Annotated in this window: 27 protein-coding genes; 13 read left to right on the forward strand and 14 right to left on the reverse strand. The window is 56.9% G+C overall.

What is annotated here, in order from left to right:
• Positions 1-34 precede the first annotated feature (34 nt).
• Together ACRZ91_RS04565 and ACRZ91_RS04570 are read left to right on the forward strand one after the other, a co-directional pair.
• Positions 35-973, forward strand: coding sequence for a nucleoside hydrolase (locus tag ACRZ91_RS04565; RefSeq protein ID WP_480902938.1), 939 nt, complete (start codon positions 35-37; stop codon positions 971-973).
• Positions 970-1,419 (forward strand): GNAT family N-acetyltransferase, encoded by a 450-nt coding sequence (locus tag ACRZ91_RS04570; protein WP_170540242.1) that lies wholly within the window; start codon positions 970-972, stop codon positions 1,417-1,419. Before ACRZ91_RS04565 ends, ACRZ91_RS04570 begins: the two co-directional genes overlap by 4 nt.
• On the opposite strand, the gene ACRZ91_RS04575 is transcribed toward ACRZ91_RS04570, so the two are convergent.
• From ACRZ91_RS04575 to ACRZ91_RS04600, 6 genes are all read right to left on the reverse strand, one after another.
• Complete coding sequence (locus ACRZ91_RS04575; RefSeq protein WP_480902941.1) at positions 1,416-1,583, reverse strand: hypothetical protein; 168 nt, start codon at positions 1,581-1,583, stop codon at positions 1,416-1,418. The genes ACRZ91_RS04570 and ACRZ91_RS04575 overlap by 4 nt on opposite strands.
• A 100-nt stretch (positions 1,584-1,683) precedes the next feature.
• On the reverse strand, positions 1,684-2,001 hold the full coding sequence (locus tag ACRZ91_RS04580) for a hypothetical protein (protein ID WP_170540245.1): 318 nt from the start codon (positions 1,999-2,001) through the stop codon (positions 1,684-1,686).
• A gap of 135 nt (positions 2,002-2,136) precedes the next feature.
• Complete coding sequence (eno, locus tag ACRZ91_RS04585; RefSeq protein ID WP_170540248.1) at positions 2,137-3,414, reverse strand: phosphopyruvate hydratase; 1,278 nt, start codon at positions 3,412-3,414, stop codon at positions 2,137-2,139.
• 144 nt (positions 3,415-3,558) lie between these two features.
• Positions 3,559-4,437, reverse strand: coding sequence for a DMT family transporter (locus ACRZ91_RS04590; protein ID WP_480902943.1), 879 nt, complete (start codon positions 4,435-4,437; stop codon positions 3,559-3,561).
• Between the two features lie 136 nt (positions 4,438-4,573).
• On the reverse strand, positions 4,574-4,987 hold the full coding sequence (locus tag ACRZ91_RS04595; RefSeq protein ID WP_010440496.1) for a Fur family transcriptional regulator: 414 nt from the start codon (positions 4,985-4,987) through the stop codon (positions 4,574-4,576).
• A gap of 72 nt (positions 4,988-5,059) precedes the next feature.
• The gene (locus tag ACRZ91_RS04600) at positions 5,060-5,764 is read right to left on the reverse strand and encodes an endonuclease/exonuclease/phosphatase family protein (RefSeq protein ID WP_480902946.1); all 705 of its coding nucleotides are present in this window, start codon (positions 5,762-5,764) and stop codon (positions 5,060-5,062) included.
• A 269-nt stretch (positions 5,765-6,033) separates the two neighbouring features.
• On the opposite strand from ACRZ91_RS04600, the gene ACRZ91_RS04605 reads away from it, so the two are divergent.
• Positions 6,034-6,891, forward strand: a complete 858-nt coding sequence (locus tag ACRZ91_RS04605; protein ID WP_480902948.1) for an FHA domain-containing protein — start codon at positions 6,034-6,036, stop codon at positions 6,889-6,891.
• Here the strand turns inward: ACRZ91_RS04605 and ACRZ91_RS04610 are convergent.
• Entirely contained in the window at positions 6,867-8,285 is a 1,419-nt protein-coding gene (locus tag ACRZ91_RS04610) for a protein adenylyltransferase SelO (RefSeq protein WP_480903390.1), read from the reverse strand. The two genes, ACRZ91_RS04605 and ACRZ91_RS04610, sit on opposite strands and share 25 nt — an antisense overlap.
• Positions 8,286-8,372: 87 nt before the next feature.
• On the opposite strand from ACRZ91_RS04610, the gene ACRZ91_RS04615 reads away from it, so the two are divergent.
• Positions 8,373-8,792 carry a cupin domain-containing protein gene (locus ACRZ91_RS04615; RefSeq protein WP_480902950.1) on the forward strand — a complete coding sequence of 140 codons (420 nt, stop codon included), beginning with the start codon at positions 8,373-8,375 and terminating at the stop codon, positions 8,790-8,792.
• A 101-nt stretch (positions 8,793-8,893) separates the two neighbouring features.
• On the opposite strand, the gene ACRZ91_RS04620 is transcribed toward ACRZ91_RS04615, so the two are convergent.
• Positions 8,894-9,973 (reverse strand): anhydro-N-acetylmuramic acid kinase, encoded by a 1,080-nt coding sequence (locus ACRZ91_RS04620; protein WP_480651664.1) that lies wholly within the window; start codon positions 9,971-9,973, stop codon positions 8,894-8,896.
• Positions 9,974-10,204: 231 nt separating this feature from the next.
• Here ACRZ91_RS04620 and tyrS point away from each other — a divergent pair, with 231 nt between their 5' ends.
• Positions 10,205-11,455: a tyrosine--tRNA ligase gene (tyrS, locus tag ACRZ91_RS04625; protein WP_170773883.1), complete on the forward strand. Its 1,251-nt coding sequence runs from the start codon at positions 10,205-10,207 to the stop codon at positions 11,453-11,455.
• A gap of 254 nt (positions 11,456-11,709) precedes the next feature.
• Positions 11,710-12,795 (forward strand): DUF2652 domain-containing protein, encoded by a 1,086-nt coding sequence (locus ACRZ91_RS04630; protein WP_480902953.1) that lies wholly within the window; start codon positions 11,710-11,712, stop codon positions 12,793-12,795.
• A 385-nt stretch (positions 12,796-13,180) separates the two neighbouring features.
• On the opposite strand, the gene ACRZ91_RS04635 is transcribed toward ACRZ91_RS04630, so the two are convergent.
• On the reverse strand, positions 13,181-14,491 hold the full coding sequence (locus ACRZ91_RS04635; protein ID WP_480902955.1) for a YfiM family lipoprotein: 1,311 nt from the start codon (positions 14,489-14,491) through the stop codon (positions 13,181-13,183).
• A 304-nt stretch (positions 14,492-14,795) separates the two neighbouring features.
• Between ACRZ91_RS04635 and ACRZ91_RS04640 the strand changes: the two genes are divergently transcribed.
• The 4 genes from ACRZ91_RS04640 (at position 14,796) to ACRZ91_RS04655 (ending at position 19,003) form a co-directional block, all read left to right on the forward strand.
• Complete coding sequence (locus tag ACRZ91_RS04640; protein ID WP_480902957.1) at positions 14,796-16,346, forward strand: trimethylamine methyltransferase family protein; 1,551 nt, start codon at positions 14,796-14,798, stop codon at positions 16,344-16,346.
• Positions 16,347-16,424: 78 nt separating this feature from the next.
• Complete coding sequence (locus ACRZ91_RS04645; RefSeq protein ID WP_480902959.1) at positions 16,425-17,528, forward strand: mandelate racemase/muconate lactonizing enzyme family protein; 1,104 nt, start codon at positions 16,425-16,427, stop codon at positions 17,526-17,528.
• 12 nt (positions 17,529-17,540) lie between these two features.
• On the forward strand, positions 17,541-18,272 hold the full coding sequence (locus ACRZ91_RS04650) for an SDR family NAD(P)-dependent oxidoreductase (protein WP_480902961.1): 732 nt from the start codon (positions 17,541-17,543) through the stop codon (positions 18,270-18,272).
• Positions 18,269-19,003, forward strand: coding sequence for an SDR family oxidoreductase (locus ACRZ91_RS04655; RefSeq protein ID WP_170470794.1), 735 nt, complete (start codon positions 18,269-18,271; stop codon positions 19,001-19,003). Before ACRZ91_RS04650 ends, ACRZ91_RS04655 begins: the two co-directional genes overlap by 4 nt.
• 12 nt (positions 19,004-19,015) lie before the next feature.
• On the opposite strand, the gene ACRZ91_RS04660 is transcribed toward ACRZ91_RS04655, so the two are convergent.
• From ACRZ91_RS04660 to ACRZ91_RS04675, 4 genes are read right to left on the reverse strand one after another with little or no spacing between them, the layout of a single operon-like run.
• Complete coding sequence (locus ACRZ91_RS04660; RefSeq protein WP_480902963.1) at positions 19,016-20,356, reverse strand: NAD(P)/FAD-dependent oxidoreductase; 1,341 nt, start codon at positions 20,354-20,356, stop codon at positions 19,016-19,018.
• Positions 20,353-21,849, reverse strand: a complete 1,497-nt coding sequence (locus ACRZ91_RS04665) for an aldehyde dehydrogenase (protein ID WP_480902965.1) — start codon at positions 21,847-21,849, stop codon at positions 20,353-20,355. Before ACRZ91_RS04665 ends, ACRZ91_RS04660 begins: the two co-directional genes overlap by 4 nt.
• 3 nt (positions 21,850-21,852) lie before the next feature.
• A complete protein-coding gene (locus ACRZ91_RS04670) occupies positions 21,853-22,770 on the reverse strand; it encodes a dihydrodipicolinate synthase family protein (protein ID WP_480902967.1) in 918 nt (305 codons plus the stop codon).
• 7 nt (positions 22,771-22,777) lie between these two features.
• A complete protein-coding gene (locus ACRZ91_RS04675; protein WP_480902969.1) occupies positions 22,778-23,488 on the reverse strand; it encodes a GntR family transcriptional regulator in 711 nt (236 codons plus the stop codon).
• 132 nt (positions 23,489-23,620) lie between these two features.
• Here ACRZ91_RS04675 and ACRZ91_RS04680 point away from each other — a divergent pair, with 132 nt between their 5' ends.
• The 3 genes from ACRZ91_RS04680 (at position 23,621) to ACRZ91_RS04690 (ending at position 25,953) form a co-directional block, all read left to right on the forward strand.
• On the forward strand, positions 23,621-24,571 hold the full coding sequence (locus ACRZ91_RS04680) for a GlxA family transcriptional regulator (RefSeq protein ID WP_480902971.1): 951 nt from the start codon (positions 23,621-23,623) through the stop codon (positions 24,569-24,571).
• A gap of 74 nt (positions 24,572-24,645) precedes the next feature.
• A complete protein-coding gene (locus ACRZ91_RS04685) occupies positions 24,646-25,401 on the forward strand; it encodes an SDR family NAD(P)-dependent oxidoreductase (protein ID WP_480902973.1) in 756 nt (251 codons plus the stop codon).
• 9 nt (positions 25,402-25,410) lie between these two features.
• Positions 25,411-25,953: a sugar O-acetyltransferase gene (locus tag ACRZ91_RS04690; RefSeq protein ID WP_480902975.1), complete on the forward strand. Its 543-nt coding sequence runs from the start codon at positions 25,411-25,413 to the stop codon at positions 25,951-25,953.
• A gap of 189 nt (positions 25,954-26,142) precedes the next feature.
• Here the strand turns inward: ACRZ91_RS04690 and ACRZ91_RS04695 are convergent, their stop codons facing one another.
• Positions 26,143-26,682, reverse strand: a complete 540-nt coding sequence (locus ACRZ91_RS04695) for a TetR/AcrR family transcriptional regulator (RefSeq protein WP_139056599.1) — start codon at positions 26,680-26,682, stop codon at positions 26,143-26,145.
• Between the last annotated feature and the right edge of the window lie 44 nt (positions 26,683-26,726).

Consider the following 26,726-nt stretch of genomic DNA (forward strand, 5'->3'; position numbering starts at 1 on the left):
GAGTGTCCCACCTTCACGGCCCTCGGAGATCCCCATGCCCCGTAAAATCATCATCGATACCGATCCCGGTCAGGACGACGCCGTTGCGATACTTCTGGCCCTTGCCAGCCCTGAAGAGATCGAGGTTCTGGGCATCACCGCCGTCGCCGGAAACGTTCCGCTGGAACTTACCGCCAAGAATGCACGCATCGTGTGTGAATTGGCGGGCCATACCGATATCCCCGTCTATGCCGGATGCGACCGACCGCTGAAACGCCCGCTTATCACCGCCGAACATGTTCATGGCAAAACCGGGCTCGACGGTCCTGTTCTCCCCGATCCTGAAATGCCTCTAGCCGAAGGACACGCGGTCGATTTCATCATCGAGACCCTGCGCGCGCATGAGCCCGGCACGGTCACGCTCTGCCCGCTGGGGCCGCTGACCAACATCGCCTCGGCCTTTCTGAAGGCGCCCGATATCATCGACCGGGTGCAAGAGATCGTCTTAATGGGCGGCGCCTATTTCGAAGTTGGAAATATAACTCCAGCTGCGGAATTTAACATCTATGTCGACCCGGAAGCGGCTGATATCGTGTTTAAATCCGGCATCCACATCGTGGTGATGCCGCTGGACGTGACCCATGACGCGCTGGTCACGCCTCATCGCAATGACGCCTTCCGAGCATTGGACAGCAAGGTCGGTCATGCGGTGGCAGAAATGACCGATTTCTTCGAACGCTTCGACAAAGAAAAATACGGCTCGGAAGGCGCGCCGCTGCACGACCCCTGCGTGAGCGCCTATCTGATCCGGCCCAATCTGTTCTCGGGCCGCCACATCAATGTTGAGATCGAAACCCAATCAGAACTGACGTTGGGCATGACCGTGGCCGATTGGTGGCGAGTCACCGACCGCGCACCAAATGCCATGTTCATAGGCGACGTGGACGCTCAGGGCTTCTTCGACCTGCTTACAGAAAGGCTTGCCCGCCTATGACTGCCGCACTCCGCCTTGCCCGTCCCGACGATCTGGATCGCCTGATGGCACTGGTCGCAGCGTTTCATTCGGAATCCGGCATCGCGCAGGATGACGAGAAACGCCGCAACGCGCTGGCCCCTTTGCTGGATGGCATACCGCATGGCTGCATCTACCTGATCGGGCCGGGCCGTGCGCCGCTGGGCTATGTCATCCTCACCTTCGGCTGGTCAGTCGAGTTTGGTGGCATGGACGCCTTTGTGGATGAGATTTACATCCGCCCTGCTGTCCGAGGCCGCGGTATCGCAACCGAAGTGCTACACGATCTCCCCAAAGCGCTGGCCGAAGCTGGCCTGACTGCCCTGCATCTTGAAGTCGACCGCACCAATGAGACTGCGCAGAAACTTTATCTCCGGTCAGGTTTCAAACCGCGCGATCGCTACATGCTAATGAGCAAATTGCTCTAGCGCGATTCACCCCGGAAGATCACGGCGGGGTTCACCATGTCCTGCACCGGATCATCCTGCGAGACCTCCATCCCCGTGATCGGATAGGTCCCCGGCTCCGAGCAAGCGGCTAGAAGCCCGACGGAAAGCATTGAAATTAAAAGAAAGATTTTTGAAGCAGACATATCGTCCCCCTTTCTGCAATACAGGCAGAATATCGGGGCTTGTTCCGCCGCAATAGGAACAAGTTCACACATAATGATTTTTATGTCGGAATATTCTAGCTTAGAGGCAATTCTTGTTGAACGTCTGTTCCATGGTTTTTAGTTGCCTTGGCACCCGCTTGGGCTGCGGCAACGCGTTGAGCTGCTCGGTTATGTTCTCGCCGGTGTACCAGGAGTCGAACAAAAGGGCTTTGATGTCATCGTCCAGCACCGTATCGGCGACGTTATAAGTACACAGACATTCCTCCATCGTGATCTGCCCGCTGGGATCACCTTCCACCATCTTCTGACACACTGCCTCTGGCGGTCGATCAGCAAACACTAACTGAGGCAAGATCAACAGCGAAACTGCACCCACGATGAGTTTTAGATGGCTCATATGACGTCCTCTCCCATCGACCACCGCGTGATGGCCTATCTGACACAGATTAGACGGAACGACGACAAGACAAAGAAAAAAATAGCCCCGGCGATAACGCCGAGGCCCATTCAAGTCCAAATGCAGAGACGCAGATCAGCGTTTCAGGATAGACGAACCTGCATATTCCGCGACCTCGCCCAGCGATTCCTCAATACGGATCAACTGATTATATTTCGCCAACCGGTCCGAGCGCGCCAGAGAGCCGGTTTTGATCTGGCCACAGTTTGTCGCGACCGCCAGATCGGCAATCGTGGCGTCTTCGGTCTCGCCCGAGCGGTGCGACATTACGTTGGTGTATCGCGCGCGGTGGGCCATATCGACGGCACGAAGGGTCTCGGTCAGCGAACCGATCTGGTTCACCTTGACCAGCATCGAGTTCGCACAGCCACGCTCGATTCCTTCGGCCAGACGCGCCGGATTGGTCACGAACAGATCGTCGCCGACCAGCTGCACCTTGTCCCCGATAGCGTCGGTCAGGGCCTTCCAGCCATCCCAGTCATCTTCGGACATACCGTCTTCGATCGAGATGATCGGGTAATCGTTGACCAGTGCGGCCAGATAGGCGGCGTTTTCATCGGATGTCAGCGATATGCCCTCGCCCGCCAGCACGTACTTACCGTCCTTGAAATACTCGGTCGCGGCGCAATCCAGCGCCAGATGGATTTCCTCACCCGGCTTGTAGCCCGCTTTTTCGATGGATTTCAGAATGAAATCCAGTGCCTCACGAGTCGACGCGATGTTCGGAGCAAAGCCGCCCTCATCGCCCACACCAGTGGCCAGACCAGCCGCCGAGAGTTCTTTCTTCAACGTGTGAAATACCTCAGACCCCATGCGCACGGCCTCACGGATATTCGCGGCCGAGGTCGGCATGATCATGAATTCCTGAATGTCGATCGGGTTATCGGCGTGTTCTCCACCATTGATGATGTTCATCATCGGCACCGGAAGAACGCGCGCTGAAGTACCGCCGACGTAGCGATACAGAGGCTGTGTGGTGAAATCCGCCGCCGCCTTGGCCGTCGCCAGCGAGACACCCAGAATGGCGTTCGCGCCCAGACGGCCCTTGTTCTCGGTCCCGTCGAGTTCAATCATCGCCTGGTCGATGGCCACCTGCTCAGTCGCATCAAAGCCCACCAGTTCTTCGGCTATCTCACCGTTAACGGCAGCGACCGCTTCCAGCACGCCCTTGCCCATATAGCGGGCCTTGTCGCCATCACGTTTTTCTACTGCCTCATAGGCACCGGTTGACGCGCCCGAGGGCACGGCAGCGCGGCCCATAGTGCCGTCTTCCAGAATCACGTCCACCTCGACCGTCGGGTTACCCCGGCTGTCCAGAATTTCGCGTGCGTGGATGTCGATGATCGTGCTCATGATATGGGTCCCGATGATGCCAACAGTTGCATGCCTCATAGCAGCACGCGGCAAAAAGTAAACCGCTTCCGTTATCGCTAACACGTATATTTTTCAGCCTTTAGGGCTAACAGTTTGCTGTTTGCGCCAACAGGTAGCGGGTGCTTAGGCCGCTGCCAGCGCCTGCGCCAACTGGCGTTCGCGAATGAAGGTGTACAGACCCGACCCGATAATCAGACCGGCACCGGCCAACGTCATGCTGTCAGGGCGTTCGCCGAACATCAGCATCCCGGCCATGATCGAAAACACCAACCGGGTATACCGAAACGGCGTCAGCGCTGAAGCTTCACCAATCCGCATCGCGGTAACGATGCCATAATAGCCCAAAACGCCGAACCCGATGGCACCCAGATAAGGCCCGATCTGCGCAGGCTGCAGCGGCACGATGGGCTGTGCTGTGAACACCATCAGGGCCGCACCAGCCAGCGCCACTCCGATATAGGCCTGCAATGCGACGACCGAAGAGGCTACACGAACATCCAGCCTGCGTGTGATCAGATCACGCGCCGCGATCGCAACAACCGCAACCAAAACAAACAGAGATTCTGGCTGGAAACCTTCGAGCCCGGGGCGAATGATCATCAAGACGCCGACAAAGCCAATGCCGATGGCGCTCCAACGACGCCAGCCGACCTGCTCGCCCAGAAACAGCGCGGCCCCCATCGTGACGAATAGCGGCATCGCTTGAAAAACCGCAGCTACGGTCGACAGATCGACCAATGACAAAGCGGTCACGAAGCTGAGCGCTCCAAAAGCCTCGGTCCCTGCCCGAAGCAGTGGCAGCGGTTCCCACGCGACAGGATCGAAAATGCGTTTACGTGTCACCAACGACATGATTGCAAAGACGGTTCCGCAGAACAGACCCAACACGATCATGATCTGCCCGGTCGAGACACTGACCGAAAGGTACTTGATGAACATGTCCTCAAGCGCGAAGGCTGCCATCGAGCCGATGATCAGCAAAATGCCGTTTACGTTGTTCATGCGCGTTTCCGTTGGAATTGACCGCTAACAGGCGAGTCCTTCCAGCACAAAAATCGTAACCTTCACGACGTCGCAAGCAGTATTGCGACATGTTCGATGATTTCCCGTGCGCCGACCAATCGATTTTCGTGATGAGTCAGTCTTTTTCCAGCGGTACGCCGTACAATTCCAGGCGATGTCCTTTCAGCTTATACCCAAGCTTGGCCGCAATCTTTTCTTGCAGTGCTTCAATCTCGGGGTCTACGAATTCGATCACTTCGCCTGACTGCATGTCGATCAGGTGGTCGTGGTGATCACGCTCTGCGTCCTCGTATCGCGCGCGGCCATCACCGAACTCCAACCGCTCCAATATCCCGGCCTCTTCGAACAGCTTAACGGTGCGATAGACCGTTGCGATCGAAATCCCCGAATCCTCTGCCGAGGCACGGGCATACAGCTCTTCAACATCCGGGTGATCCTCGCTCTGTTGCAAGACCTGGGCGATGGTCCGGCGTTGACCCGTCATGCGCAGGCCCTTGGCTTCGCAACGGGCGATAATCGTATCGGACATGGTGACCCCCGGAACTGTTCGAAACTCTGTCATAGTATGTCTGAGTGCCTTGCGCCACACAGGATTTACGTATCAGGCAGCGCGTCGCAAATCGGCCCAAACCGGCAAATGGTCAGACGCGATGTGCGCCGGTCGCGCATCGTGCACCCCATGCAAAGCTGCCTCAAGCCCCTGTCCCACTGCGATCCTATCCAGTGCCCCCAATGGCTGCGCCGCCGGAAAGCTGGGCACGGGCGGCAAAAACCTCATGTCCGGAGCCAGATGATCCAGAACCGGTTGTCGCGACCATTCGTTGAAATCGCCAGCCCAGACGGTGGGCATATCGTCAAGATCGGAGTCACAGCGCTTGATATGGTTGATTTGCTGGCGTCGCGACGCGGGCAATAACCCCAGATGCATCCCCATCACGCGCAAAGGCCCGATCTGTGTATCAAATTCGACCCGCACAGCACCACGCGGCTCCAGCCCCGGCAACTCGTGATGCCCGGTCCGACGTACCGCAATTGTGTCTCCACGCCAGATGACAGCGTTGCCGTGCCAACCCAGACTGCCCGCACCACCCAGATCAACAATCTGCCAGCCGGCTTCGTCCAACATGAAATGCGGCAACGCGGCAGGGCGCGGTGGCAAACGTTTGTCGGCCTCCTGCAGCACAACAATATCCGCCTGCATACTCTCAATAACCTGCAATATCCGCTGCGGTTGACGCCGGAAGTCGAGTCCCACACATTTCTGAATGTTGTAACTGGCTAGACGCAGTGTTGACTGAAGGACCATGGGATTCCGATGTTTACTCAAGCACCAAGAGTGCCACGCTCAGCGCCTGGTGCAACATGAAATTCCCGCAGGAACCAGATAGGTTGCTTTGGTTCTATCACCACCATTCAACTTAAAATTGCTTTTACCACAATGCGCTCCACCAAAACGCAAATATCGTGTACACGTGCATCTCTATGGGTAAAGTGCCCGTAAAGCCAAACTAAGGATCAACCGTGAATTCAACATTCGCCACCCTGGTAATCGCAGACATTTCAGGGAGCACCCCATTGTACAAAGCAGTGGGCGAAGGCGAAGCGCAGCGTCTAATCCAATTGGAACTTGATCGGCTACGTCGCGTACTTGCAACCCATGGTGGCACACAGGTTGGCCAGAAAGGGGATGATGTTCTAAGCTTTTTCCTGGATCCGAACGCAGCGTTGAATGCAGCGATGGGCCTGATCGAACAGTCCCCGGAAACCTCACTGTCTGTGCATGTTGGTGTACATTGCGGGCCGATCGTCATCGCCGAAAAAGGTGTTTATGGCGAAGCTGTGAATGTGACCGCCCGTCTTGCCACAGCCGCCAACCCAGGAGAGGCCTGTGTCAGCAATGGCGTCGCGACGATGCTACAGGAAAACTTGCGCCAGATTCTCAAACCGCTTGGGCAACTCAACCTCAAAGGTTTGACAGAGCGGTTCATGGTCTATTCCTTGATGAACCCGGACATGGACCCGTTCACGCAAACCAGATTGCCACTGTCCCATGGCCGGACCGAAGATCACTGGAAGCCAGCGGAACGCTTGACCCTTTTGCTTAGCCATGGGGAGCGCTCGTGGCGCTGCCACGAGAATGGCGAGCTGGCAATTGGCCGATCACAAGATTGCGACGTCGTGCTGTCCCAACCATGGGTGTCGCGCCTGCATGCGGTTCTCAGTATCAAGGATGGCAAGCTGATCCTGTCAGACCGAAGCACATCTGGCACTTATCTGAAACCTGAGGCTGGTCGTGAAATCCAGCTCAAGCGCGAATCCGTCATGTTGACAGACAGCGGCTGGATTTCTCCAGCGCTGCCCATTGAACAGTCCGAAACCTGCCTGCAGTTCGAGCTGTTGGGCCGCAGTCAGGTACCACAGAACGTGGCATGAACCACTTCGCTCTCGGATGGAGGGCGTGTCAGATCAACCGCATCGGACTGATCTTCGAAGGGTCGTGACAATACGTCGTTCAAACGATGGAATGGCGCGTAATCTCCCTGAACGGCCGACTGTATCATCTGCTCAATCCGGTGGTTGCGTGGAATGAAAGCCGGGTTTGCAGCACTCAATACAACGTCAGGAGTATCTTCGCGCTGCAAGCGCGCGCGCCATCCTTCAGCCCATTCGTCATACGCCGCAGGATCAGTGAACTGATCCCGCGCATGATCACCGCCCAGCGCACGAAACGTGTTGGTAAAGTCAGCCTGATTCTGCGCCATCCGCACCAGCAGGTCCGAGATCAGTTCAAGGTCTCCCTCTTCAGCTCGAACCAATCCGATCTTGGCCCGGAACCGCTTCAACCAATGCTCTTGCATCAGGGCAGGCATGGCATGGACAATTTCGGTCGCTTCTTCAACCGCCGCGTCTTTGTCTTCGAACTGCTGGATCAAGGCAGTCGCCAATTGCGCCAGGTTCCAGACCGCAATCTCAGGCTGGTTGGAATAGGCATAACGCCCCATCCGGTCAATCGAGCTGAACACCGTATTCGGATGATAGGAATCCATAAAGGCGCAAGGTCCATAATCTATGGTTTCACCCGCGATCGAGCTGTTGTCCGTATTCATCACCCCGTGAATAAATCCAACGCTCATCCACTGGGCAATCAGTCGCGCCTGCGCATCGCGCACAGCACGCAGCAATCGCATCGGACCTTGTGCGTCCGGATAGTGACGCTGAATAGCATAGTCTGTCAGCTTTCGCAGATTGTCCAACTGTCCTCGGGCGGCAAAAACCTGAAAGGTACCCACGCGTAAATGGCTCTGCGCCACGCGCGTCAGGATCGCACCGGGCATCGGACCTTCCCGTAAAACGATCTCACCGGTCTCGACCGCCGCCAGGGCGCGTGTCGTCGGAATGCCCAGCGCATGCATCGCCTCAGACACAACATATTCGCGCAACACCGGCCCTAGCCAGGCGCGCCCGTCGCCCCGGCGCGAAAACGGCGTCTGGCCCGAGCCTTTCAGCTGAATATCCCGCCTGACCCCGTCTGCGCCGATGGTCTCGCCCAATAGAACTGCACGTCCATCTCCAAGCTGGGGGTTATAGGTACCGAACTGATGCCCCGAATACAGCTGCGCCAAGGGCTCGGCACCTTCCGGAACGATATTCCCTGCAAACGCCTGTGCCATCTCTTCAGCCTCATCGAGCGTTATCCGCAATAGCTGTGCCAGATCGGTATTAAACGCAATCAAACGCGGCGCGCGGACCGGTACAGGAGCCTGCCGCGCAAAGAACCCCTCCGGTAGGCGGGCGTAACTATTGTCAAAAGGGATCATCATGGTCATGCGGCAAACATATGCGCTGGTTACACAATTGCCATAGCGGATCATACGACGCCGTGCATAATCAGCGCAATCGAACCCGAGGCCGCCATGAACCCACAAGACATCATCGATCACCTGGATCTGCAACCGCACCCCGAAGGAGGTTGGTTCAAAGAAACCTGGCGGGCCGACAATCCCGGCCGCGCCACCGGTACTTGCATCTACTTCCTGCTGACCGAAGGTCAAAGCAGCCATTGGCACAAAGTCGACGCGACCGAGATCTGGCTCTACCATTCAGGCGCACCGTTGACCTTGTCGATCAGCGCAACCGATGCGGGTCCGGCAATCGCTTACACGCTCACCCCGGACTTGGCCAACGGCGCACCCCAGCTGATTGTTCCCAAGGGGCATTGGCAAGCCGCGCGCAGCACCGGCGCTTACACATTGGTCAGTTGCACGGTATCCCCAGGCTTTGAGTTTGAAGGTTTCGAGCTTGCAGGACCCGACTTCTATATACCCGCAAAATAATAATCACTGGACCCACAGGATTACGCACCAAAGCTATCTGCTTCTTCATCTGGCCCAAAATACCCCGGGGGAGGACGCGCAGCGACCGAGGGCAGAGCGCCCTACCCGCCAACCACCTCACTCCGCGCTGGCGACGACACGACGCCGCCTCCAACCAACGCACTGACCCCGGTTGTACCCGGACCAGATGTTGGTAAGCCCCGCGCCACCCGGACCGCAAGATAGGCAAATGCTTGGGCTTCAAGCATATCGCCGTCCAGACCAACCGCCTCAACCGGCCCTACCGGGCAATCCAGCGATACGCGCAGCATTTCCATCAACACCGGGTTCTTGCGGCCACCCCCGGTCACCAGAATGCGCGAAGGTGGCTTGGGGCAATGCTCCATTCCCTGCACAACACCTGCTGCACTCATGCCCGTCAACGTGGCGACCGCGTCTGCGTCGTTCAGTTCCTTCACCAGATCGATCATTTCCGAGAAATCATTCCGATCCAGCGACTTGGGGGGCATACGATTAAAGAAAGGTTCGGCCAGAAACAGCTCCAGCGCACCGGTTTCGACCGTCCCACCACGCGCCAGTTCGCCATCCTGGTCCATCGGCAGGCCCAATCGCGCCTGCATCAGGTCATCTACCGGCGCATTGGCCGGCCCGGTATCGAAAGCCAGCAACGCCCCAGGTGCTTCGGGCCCATCAAATGACGGATCGACATAAGTCAGGTTTCCCACGCCTCCCAGGTTGAGGAAACACATCGGCTCTTGCGCCCCAATCCACTTGGCGCAGGCAAAGTGAAAGAACGGTGCCAACGGTGCCCCTTCACCACCCAGCGCCACATCGTCGCTGCGAAAGTCCCAAACCACTGGTAATCCAAGGGCCTGCGACAGGCCCAAACCGTCACCCACCTGCAAAGTCCCACGCCCACGTGGTTCATGCGCCAGCGTTTGGCCGTGGAAGCCGATCAGGTCAACTTCTTCGAATTCAGACAAAACCTCGGCATGCGCGCGAGTTACCAATTCAGCTGCAGTATCGACTTTGGAGCCATGCCACTGCCCGAGCGCTGAGCGCAAGGTCTCACGCTCTTCCTCTGAATACGCCCGGTAGGCAATTGGTCCAAAATCAAAAATTTCCTGCCCATCGGTTTCGATCACTGCCGCGTCGACACCGTCCAGAGAGGTTCCTGACATGGCGCCTAATGATCTGATCGCTCCCGATTTGCTGATGACCCTGCCCACATCGACCTCATTGTTCCGTTCATACACCCGTTTCGCAGGGTTCTGGGCACAACCTGCACGGTAATGCGAAGCCAAGGCAAGACACATCACACGCGAGCGGCACTTTTCTTGGAAATGGTGCCTTTTCCTTGCCTCTGACGCCGCCTATACAGTGCTCCGCAAACCTAACCCAAAGGGCACGATATGACCTACCACCCCAAATCGGATTTCATCGCCACGATGATCGAGCGCGGCTTTCTCGCCGACTGCACCGATTATCAGGGCCTTGACGACGCGCTGATCTCTGGGGTGCAGACGGCATATATCGGCTATGACGCCACGGCGCAGTCTCTGCATGTGGGTCACTTGATGAACATCATGGTGTTGCGCTGGCTGCAAAAGACCGGTCACAAACCGATCACCCTGATGGGTGGCGGCACTACGAAAGTGGGTGATCCGTCATTCCGCTCGGACGAACGCCCATTGCTGGGCCCCGAACAGATCGACGCCAACATCGCGGGCATGAAACAGGTGTTCTCGAAATACCTGTCCTATGATGACAGCGAGACCGGCGCGCTGATGCTGAACAATGCCGAGTGGCTGGACAGCCTGAACTACCTCGATTTCCTGCGCGATATCGGACGGCATTTCTCGGTCAATCGGATGCTGAGCTTTGAATCCGTGAAATCGCGGCTGGATCGCGAGCAATCGCTGTCGTTCCTCGAATTCAACTACATGATCCTGCAGGCCTATGATTTCCTCGAACTGAATCGCCGGTATAGTTGCGTTCTGCAGATGGGCGGCTCGGACCAGTGGGGCAACATCGTGAACGGCATCGACCTGACGCGCCGCGTATTGGATCACGAAATCTACGGCCTGACCACGCCCCTGCTGACCACAAGCGATGGCCGTAAAATGGGCAAGTCGCAGGGCGGTGCCGTGTGGCTGAACGGCGATATGCTGTCGCCCTACGAATTCTGGCAGTTCTGGCGCAACACCACCGACGCTGATGTAGGCCGGTTCCTGAAAATTTTTACCGAGCTTCCGGTCGACGAATGCGATCGCATGGGCGCGCTGCAAGGGTCCGAGGTCAATGAGGCCAAGGTGCGCCTTGCAAACGAAGTCACCACCCTGCTGCACGGTGCCGAAGCCGCAGCAACCGCAGAGGCAACCGCGCGCGAAGTGTTCGAAAAAGGCGGCGTTGGCGGAGACCTCCCGACCCTAACCCTCAGCGCATCGGAACTGGGTGACGGCATGTCCATCGTTCAGTTGATCGTTAAATCTGGCCTCGCCAAATCCGGTAAAGAGGCCAAGCGCCTGATCGCCGAAAACGGCGCCAAGCTGGATGATGCCCCGCTGACTGATACGGGCCTGATGATCGACGCAGGCGCACTGTCATCGCCCATCAAATTGAGCGCAGGTAAGAAGCGCCACGCGCTGGTGAAACTTGGTTAATCCAGTCAAAGAACTTCTATCAAGCATTTGTCCTTTGGAGAAATTGTTGCAGATCGAGTAACTCGATCTGCAATTTTTTTTGCATTCACCCGACGAAGATCGCTATGGGTCCGAAAGAGAAGATCAATTGTCGGAAACTGCTATCAGGCTGCGCCATTTCTGGTCGTTCAGCTCTTGTTTTTGAACTGCGTTGCCCGAAATAGTTTCAAAGTCTACCATGAGTTTTGACGTTCGGAATTAGGGATATTGTGATTATGTCTGTTCAGACAGGTTACCTGCTAATCGCCGATATCACCGGTTACACAGGATACTTGACCCGGTCTGAGTTGGAGCATGCCAACCCAATCATCCATTCTTTGCTTGAGGCAATTGTGATGGAACTGAAAGACCCGATGAAGTTGCGAGGCCTCGAGGGTGACGCCGTTCTCGCGTATTCGAGTGGACCGTTCCCTTCAGGTGAAACTTTCCTCAACATATGTGAAAGCCTTTATCGGGCGTTTGCCGAACGCCGTCGAAACATTGTGCAGAACACAACTTGTCCCTGCAATGCATGTCGCAACGTTGCTGATCTCGATCTGAAGATCCTTGCGCATCACGGGAAATTTGAAGAGCTTTCGATTGGCCCGATGAAAGATATTTCCGGTGCTGACGTCATACTCGTGCATCGGATGGCGAAAACCGATGTGAAAGAGGATACAGGTATCCTCAGCTACGCGCTGTTCTCGGAAGACGCGTTCCAGGCAATGGGCATCGAGTCTGAACTCATGAAATACAGCGCTCAGTTCGAGCATTTTGGCGACGTGCCCATGCGGGTCTATGACCTTGCTGCGGCCTGGCAACGATACCGAGAAGTCGCCGGACCTGTCCGCGTTACAGACGAAGAAGCAGTATTCACAACTCGGCACATGCTGAACGCACCCCCGGGAGTGGCTTGGGAAATGCTTACCGATCCCCGGCTCAAGATGCGCTGGATGATGTTGAAGGACGCCTACCGCGAAGGAGATGCATCGCGCACATCGGTGGGCGTTCGTTTGCACTGCATTCATGAAGCCGCACATTTTCAGATGCTGATAGTCGACTGGCAGCCATTCGAATATGTAACCGACATTCTGCACAACTCCTCCATCGAAGGTCTTACGAATATTGAGACTTATGAATTGGTCCCGACTGAAGAAGGCACCGAAATTGTATTTCGTATGGGCCGACTAACAGACTCTGACGGAAAACATCATCCGGCGGAGGAAGCTGCGGTGATCGAATTATTCGAAAGTTTTTATCCGGTGGCTTTTGGCATTCTCGATGAGATGGCGCTGGAGTTTAATCAAAAGAAACAAGAGTGATAACGCTGAATCTTTGACGGCATCTACGCACCTTAATGGGCTGAGAATATCGTACCATCATCGAACAAGATGCTATCTTTGCAATCAGGGTTGTTCACCTAGAGCCAGATTGAACCGGTTGCCCGCAAGGTGGCAGATGCGGGCCTGATGGTCACCGCGTCGGTGCTGCCAACGCCGATCATACAAAGTGCAGAAAAAAGTGGAACGGTGGTGAAACTGGGTTGATCTAGGTAAACGGCCACCTTTGGGCTTCCATCGATTTGCAGCTGTTATTTCGGGTCGAACAATTCGATCTGAAATTTATTAGCGCCCAACTGGCAGAAGTGCGCTTTGAGTTCGGACTGGGCATTTCCTTGCGTCTAAGTCCACCAAAGGTGATTGACGTTTAATCGATGCGATTAGCGCGTCTATGCAATGCAAGTTCATCGATGCGAGCCTCGATCAGATTCAGCATTTTAAGATACTCGATGCTCTCGACATCTTTGTAGTTATTCTTGAAATCTTCTTCGGACATGATCTGGGGGATATCTTCGAATCCTATAATGACATCATTTTCCGACCGGATCCCATGTATGAGTTCAGCCCAATCAGGGGCTGGTGTAGACATAAATTTGTTCGACATCCGAATTCCAGAATTATTCGCCGCCAAGTCGGTGAAGTCGAAACCTCCAGACTTAACGGTGTCGTAGAGCTCCTTGAATTCTCCTACTGATACGGCAAAGCCACGGTTGCTTGCAGCTTGCAACGCGGCGGCAGTTGTGAAGTGTCGGCGACTGTCAATGCGTCCATTCAGAGTCAATTCACCACAATCAGCTTTCCAGTTATTGTCCTCAGCAAATTCACTTCCAACCATACCACCAACAATCATGGTAAAATCTTTCGCGCCACAAATCAGTGTAAGGGCAATAATCGCGGACGTGTAGGCGTTCGCTACACCCTCGGATTGGCTTCCTTCGTGAGCGGCCTCTAGCATAAACAGCAAGTAGGGCAGGTAACTTCCGCTTGTCGGCAGTTCGCCGAGATCCATTGCTGAACGAAACTTCAAATAATAGCGGTCAATGTCTCCTGAGTCGGGCATGTCGGAACCACGCAAGCTCCCAAAAATCCCTCGCATTAATCCGTTACTACCCATTTCGTTCATCGTCAGACGGAAGGCCACGTTGCCATCATGAATATGCATGCTATCCGCGACGTTCAGAACGATATCACCGAACTGCTCTCCCACAATTACATTGCCGCCTATTCGCAGGACGCTAATTGCGAGACTTGGAGGGACTGTGACGGGCCCTAGTTGAACGCTAGAAAGCGCAAAGGGGCCTTCAAATTCGGGTACAGATGCGCGCAGGTTCATCCATTTGTTAGTGTATGGAACTGGGACTGAGGCAATTCCATAAACGCTCTTCCCATCAACACTGAGTTCGCCGCGAAATCCTGGAATGAAGCGCCCTCCTAGCTTTAAGACACTATTGAGTTGATCCTCGTTCGTAGTGAATGAAGCCGTTTCTGATAACTTTGGCTGAATAGCGGACCTCAGGCCTCGTACGAATTCACGCGCTTCTGTCACATCTTTAGGAGAAGGTGGTGCTCCAGTTTCAACTAGTGGAGCGTCCTCGACGACGACCAGGACAAACACAACCAAAGCCATCAACACTGCGGCAAATGAAATTATCAATATCTTTAGAAGTCTGCGCAACATGCATAATCCACTCGGCCAACAACGCTATTTAAGTATGCAAGCCCTCAAAAGAGAAATCATCTGAAATCGATGAACGTCAACCTGCGAAACGAATTTGGATAATGCAGCCCAAGCGTCGGAAAATGCCAATGCTTAATTGGTCATGAGATTGTCAAACCTGAGACAACAATACCAACATCAATAACCTTCTTCGGATTGCCGCATTATTGACGACTCCCGGCGTCGTATTTCGCAACAGACTTTCGCATTCCTGCATGTGAGCCCCACCCTTTCCGTTCCACTCTGAACCGGAAGGAGGCACCATATGACCAGAACTGCCACTGCCACACGTACCGGAGGGCGCTCTGCCCGTCGCGCCATCCGCACCGCTCCAAATTTCGAGATGCTACCCGGGCTGACCCATGGCTTACCGCTCTGCGAAGTGATGGACGGAACTCAGGTTGAACGCATCGATGCGGCATCGATGGAAATTCTGGAAAACGTGGGTGTCCAGTTCCGCGACCCCATCGCGCTGGAAGACTGGAAAAAGGCCGGTGCCAAAGTTGAAGGTGAACTGGTCTATCTGGATCGCGGTCTGGTACGTGAGCTGATCGCGACCATTCCGTCAGATTTCACCTACCACGCGCGCAATCCAAAAAAGAACGTGCAGCTGGGCGGCAAACACTCGATCTTCGTGCCAATGACCGGCGCGCCGTTCCTGCGCGATCTGGACGATGTGCGCCGCAACCCGACGCTGGACGATCTGGCGATGTTCCACAAGCTCAGCCACATGTTACCCGCGCTTCATTCGTCGGCCCATCATATAGTCGAACCCTATGACCACCCGATCAGCCAGCGACATCTGCGGATCACTTATTCGTCGATGAAACACTCGGACAAGACCTTCATGGGCATGACCACCAGTCCCAAGAATGCCGAAGATGTCATGGAGATGTGCGCGATCCTGTTTGGCGAGGAGTTCCTTGAGGATCACCCTGTCACCACCGGCAACTGCAACGGCAACTCGCCGCTGGTCTGGGATGAAACCATGTTAGGGGCAATGCGGGCCTTCTGCCGCCGCAAACAGCCGGTGCTGTGCTCGCCCTTCGTACTTGGCGGGGCCAACACGCCTGCCAGTGTACCCGCCACCGTGGCGCAGCTGAACGCCGAAGCACTCAGCGCGTTGGCCTATACGCAGGTGATCCGCAAAGGCGCGCCTGCGATTTACGGGCATTACCTGTCGACTGTCTCGATGAAGTCCGGTGCACCGATGGCCGGTACGCCCGAGATCAGCCTGATGAACTTCATGATCGGACAGATGGCCCGGTACTATGACGTACCATGGCGCACTTCGAACACGCTGGGTGGGGCAAAAACCTTTGACGCACAGGCGGGGTATGAATCTGCGACCACTCTGCAGGCGGTGATCCATTCCGGCGCCAATTACATTTGGCACTCGGCCGGTTGGAACGAGGCCGGGATGCACTGCTCGACCGCGAAGTTCATCGTCGACGCGGAACAATGCGCCATGGCCTATCGCATGGCCGAGGGCCCAAAATGGCACGATTTCGATCAGGCGGTTTCCGCCGTTGGTGATATCGGCCCCGGCGGGCACTATCTGGGGCACCCCCACACGCAGGACAATTTCCAAAGCGCGTTCTTCATGCCCGATATGTTCGACAATAACTCGATCGAGCAATGGCAGGCCGAGGGCTGTGTCGAAATCACCGAACGCGCCCTCAAACACGCCCGCAAGCTGTTAGCCGAGTATCAGGAGCCGACGCTCGATATCGCAAAAAACGAAGAGCTGCTGGACTACATCGCACGGCGTGAACGAGAAATTCCAGCAGCCGATGAGTTGAATCAAACATACTGAGATACACTCCCCTGAAACTCACCCGCCCGAACTATTGGGCGGGTCTTTTCCATTCAGAGACATCGGGAAACACAAAACGTGAGAATTGCTGAAATCCACATCTACGGCCATGATCTACCGGTGAAAAATGGCCCATACACCATGGCCCGCGCCCAGGTCTGGGCTCTGGATACAACGCTGGTCAAACTGGTTGCTGATAATGGTCTAGTCGGATGGGGCGAGACCTGTCCGGTCGGTCCCACCTATGCCGAAGCACATTCGGCAGGCGCACGGGCCGCGCTAGCGCAGATGGCACCAGATCTGCTGGGCGCTGAGGTCTCGCCGCTTGGCTTGTATCGCCAAATGGACGGCCTTTTGAACGGTCATAACTACGCCAAAGCGGCAATTGATATCGCGGCGCACGATCTGTTGGGCAAACACTATGGTGTAAGTGTATCGACCCTGCTGGGAGGTGCTGTAACCGACAAAGTGCCCTCGTATTACGCAACAGGCGTCGGCGCACCGGATGACATCGCCCGGTTGTCTGCGGATAAGCAGTCCGAAGGCTATCCTCGCCTCCAGATCAAGGTCGGCGGTCGCCCGGTAGAGCTGGATATCGAAACCATCCGCAAAGTTTGGGAGGTGATCGGTGGCTCTGGCATGCGCCTTGCCGTGGATGGCAACCGTGGCTGGACCACCCGAGATGCGCTGCGTGTCAGCCGCGAATGTCCCGACATTCCCTTCATCATGGAGCAGCCCTGCAACACAATCGAAGATCTGCAGAAAATCCGGCCACAGGTAACTCACGCGATCTACATGGATGAAAACAGCACCAGCCTGAACACCGTCATTACTGCGGCGGGCACCGGGCTGGTGGACGGGTTCGGCATGAAGGTCACCCGTATAGGCGGCCTGCACCCGATGCGCACCTTCCGCGATCTGTGCGAGGCCCGCAATCTGCCCCATACCTGTGACGACAGCTGGGGCGGCGACATTATCGCAGCGGCCTGCACCCATATCGGTGCTACGGTGAAGACCGAATTGCTCGAAGGTGTATGGCTCGCTGCACCCTATATCGAAGGAAACTATGATCCCGAAAACGGCATCCGGATTGAGGGCGGCCATATTCGCGTTCCGACCGCACCGGGGCTTGGCGTATCACCTGACGAAAGCCGATTTGGCGCGCCAGTCGCATCGTTCTGATTGGGGGCAAACATGGATTTCAATGGAAAAACAGCCCTGGTGACCGGTGCCGCCGGGGGTATCGGAACCTCTCTCGTGCAGCGCCTGCGCGCAGCAGGTGCGCAAGTGGCGGTGGCAGACCGCTCGCTGGAGGGGATCGAAGCAGAAGCGCATCTGCCCGGCGATCTGTTGGATCCGGCCTATGCCGACGGGCTACCCGCCAAAGCCGCACAGGCCCTGGGCGGTCTTGATATCGTGGTCAACAATGCGGGCGTCATTACGCGCGGAGCTGTGACCGAGACTTCGGATGAGGATTGGGCCCTGTCGTTGGGTGTGAATGTCGAGGCGCCGTTCCGCATCTGCCGGGCCGCCATTCCAATCATGGCCGCGGCAGGTGGCGGAACAATCGTAAACACCGCGTCCTGTTGGGGCCTCCGACCCGGCCCGGATCATGCGGTCTACTGCATGACCAAAGCGGCCATCGCCAGTCTCACACAATGCATGGGGCAGGATCACGCGCATCAGGGCATCCGCATAAACGCCGTTTGCCCGAATGAAGTGAACACACCGATGCTGCGCTCCGGCTTTGCAAAACGGGGGTTTGATCCCGATAGTGCCGTTGCCGAGCTTGGAAAATCAGTGCCGTTGGGCCGGATTGCCGAACCCGAGGATATCGCGGACGTGATCCTGTTTCTGGCCTCGGACGCCGCGCGGTACATGTGCGGTGCGTTGGTTGAAGTGAACGGAGGCAAGCCGGTGCAATGAACAGATTTGTCGGAAAAACTGCGCTGGTTACTGGCGGACGCAGCGGCATCGGGCGCGCCATCGCACATCGCCTGCGTGCTGAAGGCGCAGATGTCTACACCGCTCAACGTGGAATGGACGACGAATTCCCCTCCTTCCATGCGGATTATTCAGACCCCGATAGCCCCGCACAGATCATCGAGCAGGTCATTGCTCAAGCGGGTCGGCTGGATGTGCTGGTCAACAACGCGGGCATGATGCAGGAAGCATCGGTCGACGACATGTCTCTGGCGGATTGGCAACGCAACATCATGGTCAACCTGACCGCCCCTTTCCTGTTGATCCAGGCCGCTCTGCCGCATCTGCGCAAAACTAAGGGAAGCATCGTCAACATCGGCTCGGTCGAAGGGCTGGGCAGCAATCCGGGCCATGCCGCCTATTGCGCCTCAAAGGCCGGGCTGCACGGGCTGACCCGCGCGGTTGCCGTCGACCATGGCGCAGAGGGCATCCGCTGCAATGCGGTTGCTCCGGGCTGGATCGACACCGATCTCAACCTCGATTTCATCGACAGCATGGACGACCCCGCCGTGTTCCGCCGGGATATCGCCCGTATTCATCCCGTAGGCCGCACTGGTGACCCCAAAGAAGTCGCCGCACTGGTCGCGTTTCTGGCTGCTGATGAGGCCGGGTTTGTCACCGGCCAGATTTACACCGTCGATGGCGGGCGAATGGCAAAGCTCAGCCTGCCCTGACCAGCAGGCGGGTTATTCCGCCCCGGATCGCCACTCTTTCCAGCGCAGATACGCATTGGCACCCGCTGATGCGAAGGGCTCGGGTGGCAAGCGCGGCGGCATCGGCTGCGCTAGAAAATGGTCTGAAATCTGGGAGTCTTTCCCCAGCGCAAGCTCTGCTACTCCCATTCCTTGCAACGTGCCGCGGGCGATGCCCAATCCGTTCTGGCAGCAGGCGGCATAGACCCCTTGATCAACCTCACCAAATGCGGCTGAACCATTGCGGCTAAGGCACAACATCCCGGCCCAGCGATGTTCCATCCCCACATCGGACAAATTCGGAAACCGCTCCTGAAACTTACGGTCATGCACTTTGCCTGCCCGCTTCAAATGGCTCTCGTTACTGTGAATTTCAGGATGAAAGCTGGAACAGGTCCGGATCAGAATACGATCCCCATAGCTGCCCGAAAGCCGCCGCACCGAAGTGCCCATCGGATCCGCAGGCGTCACCGACCAGCGCGGCTGCCCGCCCAATTTGGCAATCTGCGCCTCGCTCAACGGTTCGGTCATCGAAGCATAGAGGCAGATATGCATCAGACGCCGCTGGTAGAAACCAAAGCTCTCGATGTGTCCATTATTGGCCAGAATAATGCGGCCGGTCGACACATGCGCCTTTTCGGTTTCGACTTCCCAGCCACTGCCCTTCTTACTGAACCCAGTCACGGATGAATTCTCAAACACCCCAATCTGTCCTGCAAGGTACGCGGACAGGGCACGGATGTAAGCAGCGGGCTGAATCATCACTGTTCCCGGCGCAAACAGACCCGAAGTGTAATGCGGACTGCCCGTCAGCGCCTGCATCTGATGCGCATCATACAGCTCGCAAGGCTCACCCAGATGCGCCAGATGAGCTGCATAATCTGCGTTGTGCCGATCTCCATCTGGTGTCGCTGCGGCATTGATCTTGCCGCACGAGTCGAACGACTCAAGCGACAGATCACACTCTTCTGCCACCTCCGTTGCAAAGGATATGGCCTGACGGTTCAGCGCGATCGTGGCTCGGTCCGCCTCCAACCCATCGCTTGCATAGTTGTCCGAAGCCAGATCATGCGGAAGATCGATCATGAAACCCGAGTTTCGCCCGGCCGAACCTTCGGCAAAGCGCCCGGCCTCCAGCACGAAAACCTTCAGACCCGGATCAAGCTGATGCAGTCGCCGGGCCGCCGTCAGCCCGGCAAAACCACCGCCGATGATGGTCACATCTGCGGTCTGGTCTTGCTCAAGCCGGGGCAGCGATTGCTGCGGCGGCAGGATCGCATTCCATCCCGCCGCGCCGGTCTGCCGGGGCAACCGTTTGGCGGCGTAGCTCGTCAATCCACCGCCTCATCTTCGTCATCAGTCAGATCAATCCAAATGGTTTTCAGCTGGGTATACTGATCATGGGCATGGACCGAATTGTCCCGACCACCAAACCCCGATTGCTTGTAACCGCCAAATGGTGTGGTGATGTCACCTTCGCCAAAGCTGTTGACCGTGACGGTTCCCGCCCGGATCGCCCGTGCGCCCCGGATGGCGCGTTTGGCGTTGGCCGTGAAGATCGACGCACACAGGCCATACTCAGTGTCATTAGCAATGCTAATCGCCTCGTCAAAGCCAGAGACTTCGATCACCGACAAGACCGGGCCAAAGATTTCCTCGCGCGCCAGCGTGGCATCGTTTCCGGGCACTTCGATCACCGTGGCCTCGACGAACCCATTCTCCGCCTTGCCACCAATCAGCACGGTTTCGGCCTGATCCAGATAGCCGCACACCTTGGAATAATGCCCTTCACTGACAAGCGCGCCCAACCGAGTTTCAGGGTCCAGCGGGTCGCCGACATTCCAGTGCTTGGCATGATGCGCGATCCGTTCCAGCAATTCTGCCTTCACGTCCTTATGCACGATCAACCGCGAAGAGGCCGAGCAATTCTCGCCCATATTCCAGAACGCGCCATTGACGACATGCGCCGCCACCCGATCCAGATTTTCCGCATCGTCCATCACGATAGCCGGGTTCTTGCCGCCCATCTCAAGCACCACTTCCTTGGCGTTGCTTTCGGCGGAATAGCTCAGGAACTTCTTGCCCGTCACGGTCGAGCCGGTGAAGGATACCATATCGATATCCATATGCCGCCCGATGGGTTCGCCTACCTCGGCGCCACCGCCGGGCACCACATTCAGCACACCGCGCGGCAATCCCGCCTCTGCAGCCAGCTCCGCCACCTTTAGCGCGGTCAGAGAGGTCTCGGTCGCAGGCTTCACCACCACCGAACAGCCCGCCGCCAATGCCGGCCCGATCTTCCATGCCAGCATCAACAAGGGGAAGTTCCACGGCAATACCAGCCCGATCACACCGATGGGTTCGCGCACCACCATGGCAATATGGTCGTCGCTGGCGGGCGAGACCTGATCGTAAATCTTGTCGATCGCCTCGGCATGCCACTTCAGACAGTGGATCGTCTCGGGCACATCGACGGTTTCGCAATCAAAGATCGTCTTGCCGCTATCGATGCTCTCCATCACCGCCAGTTCCCGCGCGTTGCGGGTGATCAGCTTGCACAGGCGAATCAGAACGTCCTTGCGATCCGATGGGTGCATCTTTGACCAACGCCCATCATCAAACGCTTCACGCGCCTTTTCAACGGCAAAATCCACATCCTCGACACCGCAGGCTGCAATACTGGTCAGCACCGCGCCAGTGGCGGGGTTCACGGTCTCGAACACCTGTCCCGAGATTGCCGGGCGATAGCCGCCATCTATGAACGCGCCCGTCGGCAAATCCAGATGCGCAGCGATGGATTCGTATTCATCTTTCGTCAGCAAGCTCATGCCTCAATCCTCCGCCACGATATCTGCGATTTTGCGTTTCAGAACGCGCGTCACCTGTTCCAGCGCGCGTTTGTCATCTTTGTTCAGGCCTTTAAGGGGCGACCTGACCATCCCCGCATCGATCCCGTTCATAGTGACGCCATGCTTGATCGTCTGAATGAACTTGCCGCCCTGCTCCAGCACCCGCATCAGCGGCATGAGCGCGCTCATGATGCGGCGGCCTCTGGCAAAGTCGCCCTCGATCACACAGGCCTGATACAGCGCCACGTGCTCGGCGGGCAGAAAGTTCGATCCGCCGCAGACCCAGAACGGAGCGCCCCAGGCGAAGAACTCCAGCGCCTGATCATCCATGCCGCAGCCCAGTTGAATATGAGGGTAATCCCGCGCCAGCAGGTGTACCCGGTTGATATCGCCCGAGCTTTCCTTGATGCCGCAGAAATTCCGGCTGCGGCCCACACGATCCAGGAACTCTTCCCCCATCATCGTGCCGGTCCGGTGCGGATAATTGTAAAGCATCACCGGCAGATCAGCCGCCTTGTCGATCGCCAGAGCGTTCAGCGCATTCTCACGGTCTGTCGGCACCGAATATGGAGGGCTGGCCAACAGGATCGCATCCGCGCCTAAGTCTCGCGCGCCTGAGGCCAAAGCTACTGAGTCGCCGGTCAGCATCGCCCCCGTTCCCACAACCAGAGGCACCCGCCCCTTCAGCTGTTCATGCGTAAACTGCGCCAGTTCCAGCCGTTCATCAACGGTCTGGGCATAGTTCTCACCGGTCGATCCACCCGAGATCAACCCGTGCACACCCTGTTCGACCAGATAGTCGATCACCACGGCCAGCGCGTCCCAATTCACGCTGCCATCCGCCGCGTAGGGTGTCACCACCGGCGTATAGATACCCTCAAATCTGAAGATCGGAGTCATGTGTCTCTCATGCAGATGTCTTGCCGGGGACTTGCCCCAGCGGAAAATCCAAACCCTCAGGCATCACGAACAGCTCGATCTGATCGCGTGACAGGGTCCAATGGTCGTCGGCAAGCTGCGCAGCAGCCGCCTCATCGCCCGCCTCGATGGCAGCGATGATGGCGTCGTGCTGATGACTGGCTTGCGACAGGTTTTCGGTCATCTGCGCGGTCTGCGGGCGATAAAATGTCATCCCGATCCGCGCATGGTCGATCAGCAGCCGATTGAACGATGGGGATAAATAGACATTCCCCGCCATCTCTCCGGTCGCCTCGTGAAACCGGGTATTGGCCAGCGTCCGCTCCTCAGCCGAGCCTTTACACAAGGCCTGCCGAAACGTCTGTTGCGCCTCTTTCAACTGATCAATCTGATCAGGCGTCGCATTGGCCGCGGCCAGACGCAGCACCGCGCCATAGATCATCGGCGCAACCAGAAAGAAATCGCGCAACGTGGTATGAGACATCTCGGACACCCGCGCCCCGCGATGGGTGCGCAGGTCCAGATAGCCCTCACCGGCCAACTGCCGGAACACTTCGCGCAACGGCGTGCGCGACAGGCCAAAGGCCTGCGACAGCTGCGCCTCGTCCAGATCCTCTCCGGGGCTCAGGCGCAAGGTCAGAACCGACATCTTGAGATGTTCGGCCAACGCCTCTTTCGGTGATCTGTCCTCGCCCTGCATCCCAAGCCTTCCATTGCCGTTTTCGAATCGCGTATGCGCATAGTGGTATCTCAAGAAAATACATGTTGTATACAGTTAGTTTTCGTGCAGCATGCCGGTACATTCAGAAACGCCCTGATTCCGGTCCACCCCATGCACAAACCGCAACACTTCACTTTCATACTGGTCGAGGAATTCTCGCACCTCGCCTTCTCATGCGCGGTCGAACCGTTGCGCATTGCCAATTGGGTGGCGGGTGAAGAGCTCTACCAATGGTCCTTTCGGTCAGAGCACGGAGAGCAGGCGGTTTGCTCCAACGGATCAATAACTCTGGTACATGGCGGGCTGCAGTCCGTGCCCAAATGCGACCAGTTGTTTGTTTTGTCGGGCATTCACATGCGAAATCATGTCACGAAGCCACTGCTGGCCACATTGCGCCGTGAACGCGTGCGTGGGACCAATATCGGCGCACTGTGTTCTGGTGCTTGGTTGCTGGCCGAAGCCGGGTTTCTGGACGGTATGCAGGCTGCAATTCATTGGGAATACCACGATTCTTTTATGGAGGCTTTTCCCGAAATCAACCTGGTTCGCAGCGTTTTTGTCGCTGACGAAAAACACATGACCGCATCGGGCGGCACGGCAACTGCCGATCTGATGCTGCACCTGATCGAACGGGATCACGGCCACGACATGTCCGTCGCCGTTGCCGATCAGATGGTCTATAACGCCGTGCGTAATGCCACCGCTGATCAGCGCGTATCACTGCAATCACGCAACGGAATGCGCAATGCGCATTTGGCCAAGGCGATCAACATCATGACTGAAAACATCCAAAGCCCGCTGTCGCCATCAGTCATTGCCGCCGATATCGGAATTTCGACCCGGCAACTCGAACGCTTGTTCGGAAAATTCCTGAACACTTCGCCTAAGAAATATTTCATGGAATTGCGCCTGGAACGGGCGCGTAACCTGCTTTTGCAGACCGAGTCCTCAGTGACCGAGGTCGCCTTTGCCTGCGGGTTCGAAAGCGCTGGTCACTTCTCGCGCGTCTATCGTGCGACCTTTGGGATCACGCCCATGCAACAGCGTAGCAGGCTGGATTGATCAACACTGTGACTGGACAGCACCCCCTGCTTGCGACTATCTGAACAAGTGTTCAGATCAAGATGAGGCCCTTCATGCAACTCTCAACCACAGCTGCAGTCATCACCGGCGGAGCGTCCGGCCTGGGTGAAGCCACAGCCCGTCATTTTGCCGAGAGCGGCGCACAAGTAACCATCCTTGATCGTGATGCCGAGCGCGGCCCTCAGGTCGCGGCTGAGATTGGTGGGTATTTTGCACAGACCGATGTGACGGATGAGGCCTCGGTCGCTGCGGCCATTGCGCAGGCGAAGGACAAGATGGGTCGCATCACCGCGGCGGTGAACTGCGCCGGTATCGCGATCGGAGCCAAAACCGTCGGCAAAGACGGCCCCCACCCCCTGGACGCCTTCCAGCGAACCATCGACATCAATCTGGTCGGCACTTTCAACGTCTCACGCCTTGCCGCCGCCGAAATGGCAAAGAACGATCCCGAACCGGACGGCGCACGCGGCGTGATCATCAACACCGCCTCTATCGCCGCCTTTGACGGGCAAAAGGGTCAGGCCGCTTATGCGGCCTCGAAAGGCGGAGTGGTCGGCATGACCCTGCCCATGGCCCGTGATCTGGCATCCACTGGCATCCGCGTGATGGCCATCGCACCGGGTATTTTCATGACGCCCATGCTGGCTGGCCTGCCCGAAGAGGTGCAGCAGCAACTTGCAGCGGACGTCCCCAACCCTGCCCGCCTTGGCGATCCCCTTGAATACGGGCGGCTGGCCGGGTTTATCGTCGAGATGGGCTACCTTAACGGAGAGGTTATCCGCATCGACGGTGCCCTCCGGATGAGGTAAATCAATGCCATGACCGAGCGGCAGAAAATGGAGGCAGGCGACTGGTATCGCTGCCTTGATCCGGAACTCGATGCGTTGCTTGCCACCGCGCGCCGTGCTGTCCATGCCCATAACACTTGCCCGCCAGATGAAAGGGGCTATTTGGCTCCGGAACTTGCGGCGCTATTTACCCATATCGGTCAGGATTGCTTTGTCGAGGCACCATTCCATTGCGCCTACGGAATAAACCTGTCTCTGGGTAGTCGGGTTTATCTAAACGCTGGCTGTGTCGTTCTCGACACCGCGCCCGTTCACATCGGCAATGATACGATGCTTGGTCCCACGGTACAGATCTACTGCGCCGAGCACGCGAAAGACCCCGCCTTACGCGCGCAAGGTCTGGAACTCGCCCACCCTGTGACAATAGGCGAGAATGTCTGGATCGGCGGTGGCGCCATCATCATGCCCGGCGTCACAATCAGAGACCGCGCCATCATTGGCGCCGGCAGTATCGTCACGAAAGACGTCCCACCAAGGGCGACCGTTGTCGGCAACCCAGCCCGCGCGATCTGACCTCACGAATGACCGCAAGCCATATGCCGAATACCTTGCACTTCTTCTTTTTCGAAGGCCCGGACCACAGAAAAACAATGAGCCGTGTCAAACACTTCTACGCCTGATTGAAGCTGTTTTGCTTTCTTTAGAGGTGTCACCTTTGCGGACAAAGCGTCCGTTTAGCCAAGATTGCTTTGCTGGTATGTTTCACACATTCGGCAGGTATTGATCAAGCAGAGCGTCCACGAGACCTTCTTGCAAGCGGTATCCTTTCTGCTGGTCTACTCGCAGAATGTCTTCCAATATCACAAACTGTTCCATGCCTGTTGTCATGGCCAAACGTAGAGTCAAGTCTTCGTAATCACTCCGTTTCATCGAACGGCGGACAGGTTCTAGGGCCTCGCCAAATGCTATCACTCTTCTGGCGCCGCGCATTTTGACAGTACCGTCCTGAAGTGATGCCTTTAGCGATTCAGCCAAAAACTGACGGAAGTAAGCCTCGTGTTCGCGCGAGAAATCCAAATAGTAGCGCGCCACCGCGTGCACACGGCTTCGCACATCCTCAAGTCCTTCCAGCAGTCCTGCAGTTGGAGTCACCTCTATGTCGAGGGTCGCATCCAAGGCCAAAACATTGGGGTCTGAGAAGTACCGGTACACTGTCGCGCGGCCAGTTTTCGCTCGCTCTGCGACTCTGGCAAGCGTCACGTTTTCTCCTTCGGACATAAGCTCACGTGCTGCCGACAGCAAGGCCTCTCTTGTTCTGTTCTTTTGATTGGTGCGAGGAGCCAAAT

Source organism: Ruegeria sp. O11, from assembly GCF_056535285.1.

Bases quoted from the DNA above. Each gene is read 5' to 3' on its own strand.
- tyrS (WP_170773883.1), top strand. From the start codon at position 10,205: ATGACCTACCACCCCAAATCGGATTTCATCGCCACGATGATCGAGCGC.
- ACRZ91_RS04680 (WP_480902971.1), top strand. From the start codon at position 23,621: ATGCACAAACCGCAACACTTCACTTTCATACTGGTCGAGGAATTCTCG.
- ACRZ91_RS04575 (WP_480902941.1), bottom strand. From the start codon at position 1,583: ATGTCTGCTTCAAAAATCTTTCTTTTAATTTCAATGCTTTCCGTCGGG.
- ACRZ91_RS04570 (WP_170540242.1), top strand. From the start codon at position 970: ATGACTGCCGCACTCCGCCTTGCCCGTCCCGACGATCTGGATCGCCTG.
- eno (WP_170540248.1), bottom strand. From the start codon at position 3,414: ATGAGCACGATCATCGACATCCACGCACGCGAAATTCTGGACAGCCGG.
- ACRZ91_RS04650 (WP_480902961.1), top strand. From the start codon at position 17,541: ATGGATTTCAATGGAAAAACAGCCCTGGTGACCGGTGCCGCCGGGGGT.
- ACRZ91_RS04690 (WP_480902975.1), top strand. From the start codon at position 25,411: ATGACCGAGCGGCAGAAAATGGAGGCAGGCGACTGGTATCGCTGCCTT.
- ACRZ91_RS04630 (WP_480902953.1), top strand. From the start codon at position 11,710: ATGTCTGTTCAGACAGGTTACCTGCTAATCGCCGATATCACCGGTTAC.
- ACRZ91_RS04655 (WP_170470794.1), top strand. From the start codon at position 18,269: ATGAACAGATTTGTCGGAAAAACTGCGCTGGTTACTGGCGGACGCAGC.
- ACRZ91_RS04685 (WP_480902973.1), top strand. From the start codon at position 24,646: ATGCAACTCTCAACCACAGCTGCAGTCATCACCGGCGGAGCGTCCGGC.
- ACRZ91_RS04615 (WP_480902950.1), top strand. From the start codon at position 8,373: ATGAACCCACAAGACATCATCGATCACCTGGATCTGCAACCGCACCCC.
- ACRZ91_RS04600 (WP_480902946.1), bottom strand. From the start codon at position 5,764: ATGGTCCTTCAGTCAACACTGCGTCTAGCCAGTTACAACATTCAGAAA.
- ACRZ91_RS04610 (WP_480903390.1), bottom strand. From the start codon at position 8,285: ATGACCATGATGATCCCTTTTGACAATAGTTACGCCCGCCTACCGGAG.
- ACRZ91_RS04635 (WP_480902955.1), bottom strand. From the start codon at position 14,491: ATGTTGCGCAGACTTCTAAAGATATTGATAATTTCATTTGCCGCAGTG.
- ACRZ91_RS04595 (WP_010440496.1), bottom strand. From the start codon at position 4,987: ATGTCCGATACGATTATCGCCCGTTGCGAAGCCAAGGGCCTGCGCATG.
- ACRZ91_RS04620 (WP_480651664.1), bottom strand. From the start codon at position 9,973: ATGTCAGGAACCTCTCTGGACGGTGTCGACGCGGCAGTGATCGAAACC.
- ACRZ91_RS04640 (WP_480902957.1), top strand. From the start codon at position 14,796: ATGACCAGAACTGCCACTGCCACACGTACCGGAGGGCGCTCTGCCCGT.
- ACRZ91_RS04670 (WP_480902967.1), bottom strand. From the start codon at position 22,770: ATGACTCCGATCTTCAGATTTGAGGGTATCTATACGCCGGTGGTGACA.
- ACRZ91_RS04665 (WP_480902965.1), bottom strand. From the start codon at position 21,849: ATGAGCTTGCTGACGAAAGATGAATACGAATCCATCGCTGCGCATCTG.
- ACRZ91_RS04590 (WP_480902943.1), bottom strand. From the start codon at position 4,437: ATGAACAACGTAAACGGCATTTTGCTGATCATCGGCTCGATGGCAGCC.
- ACRZ91_RS04565 (WP_480902938.1), top strand. From the start codon at position 35: ATGCCCCGTAAAATCATCATCGATACCGATCCCGGTCAGGACGACGCC.
- ACRZ91_RS04580 (WP_170540245.1), bottom strand. From the start codon at position 2,001: ATGAGCCATCTAAAACTCATCGTGGGTGCAGTTTCGCTGTTGATCTTG.
- ACRZ91_RS04675 (WP_480902969.1), bottom strand. From the start codon at position 23,488: ATGCAGGGCGAGGACAGATCACCGAAAGAGGCGTTGGCCGAACATCTC.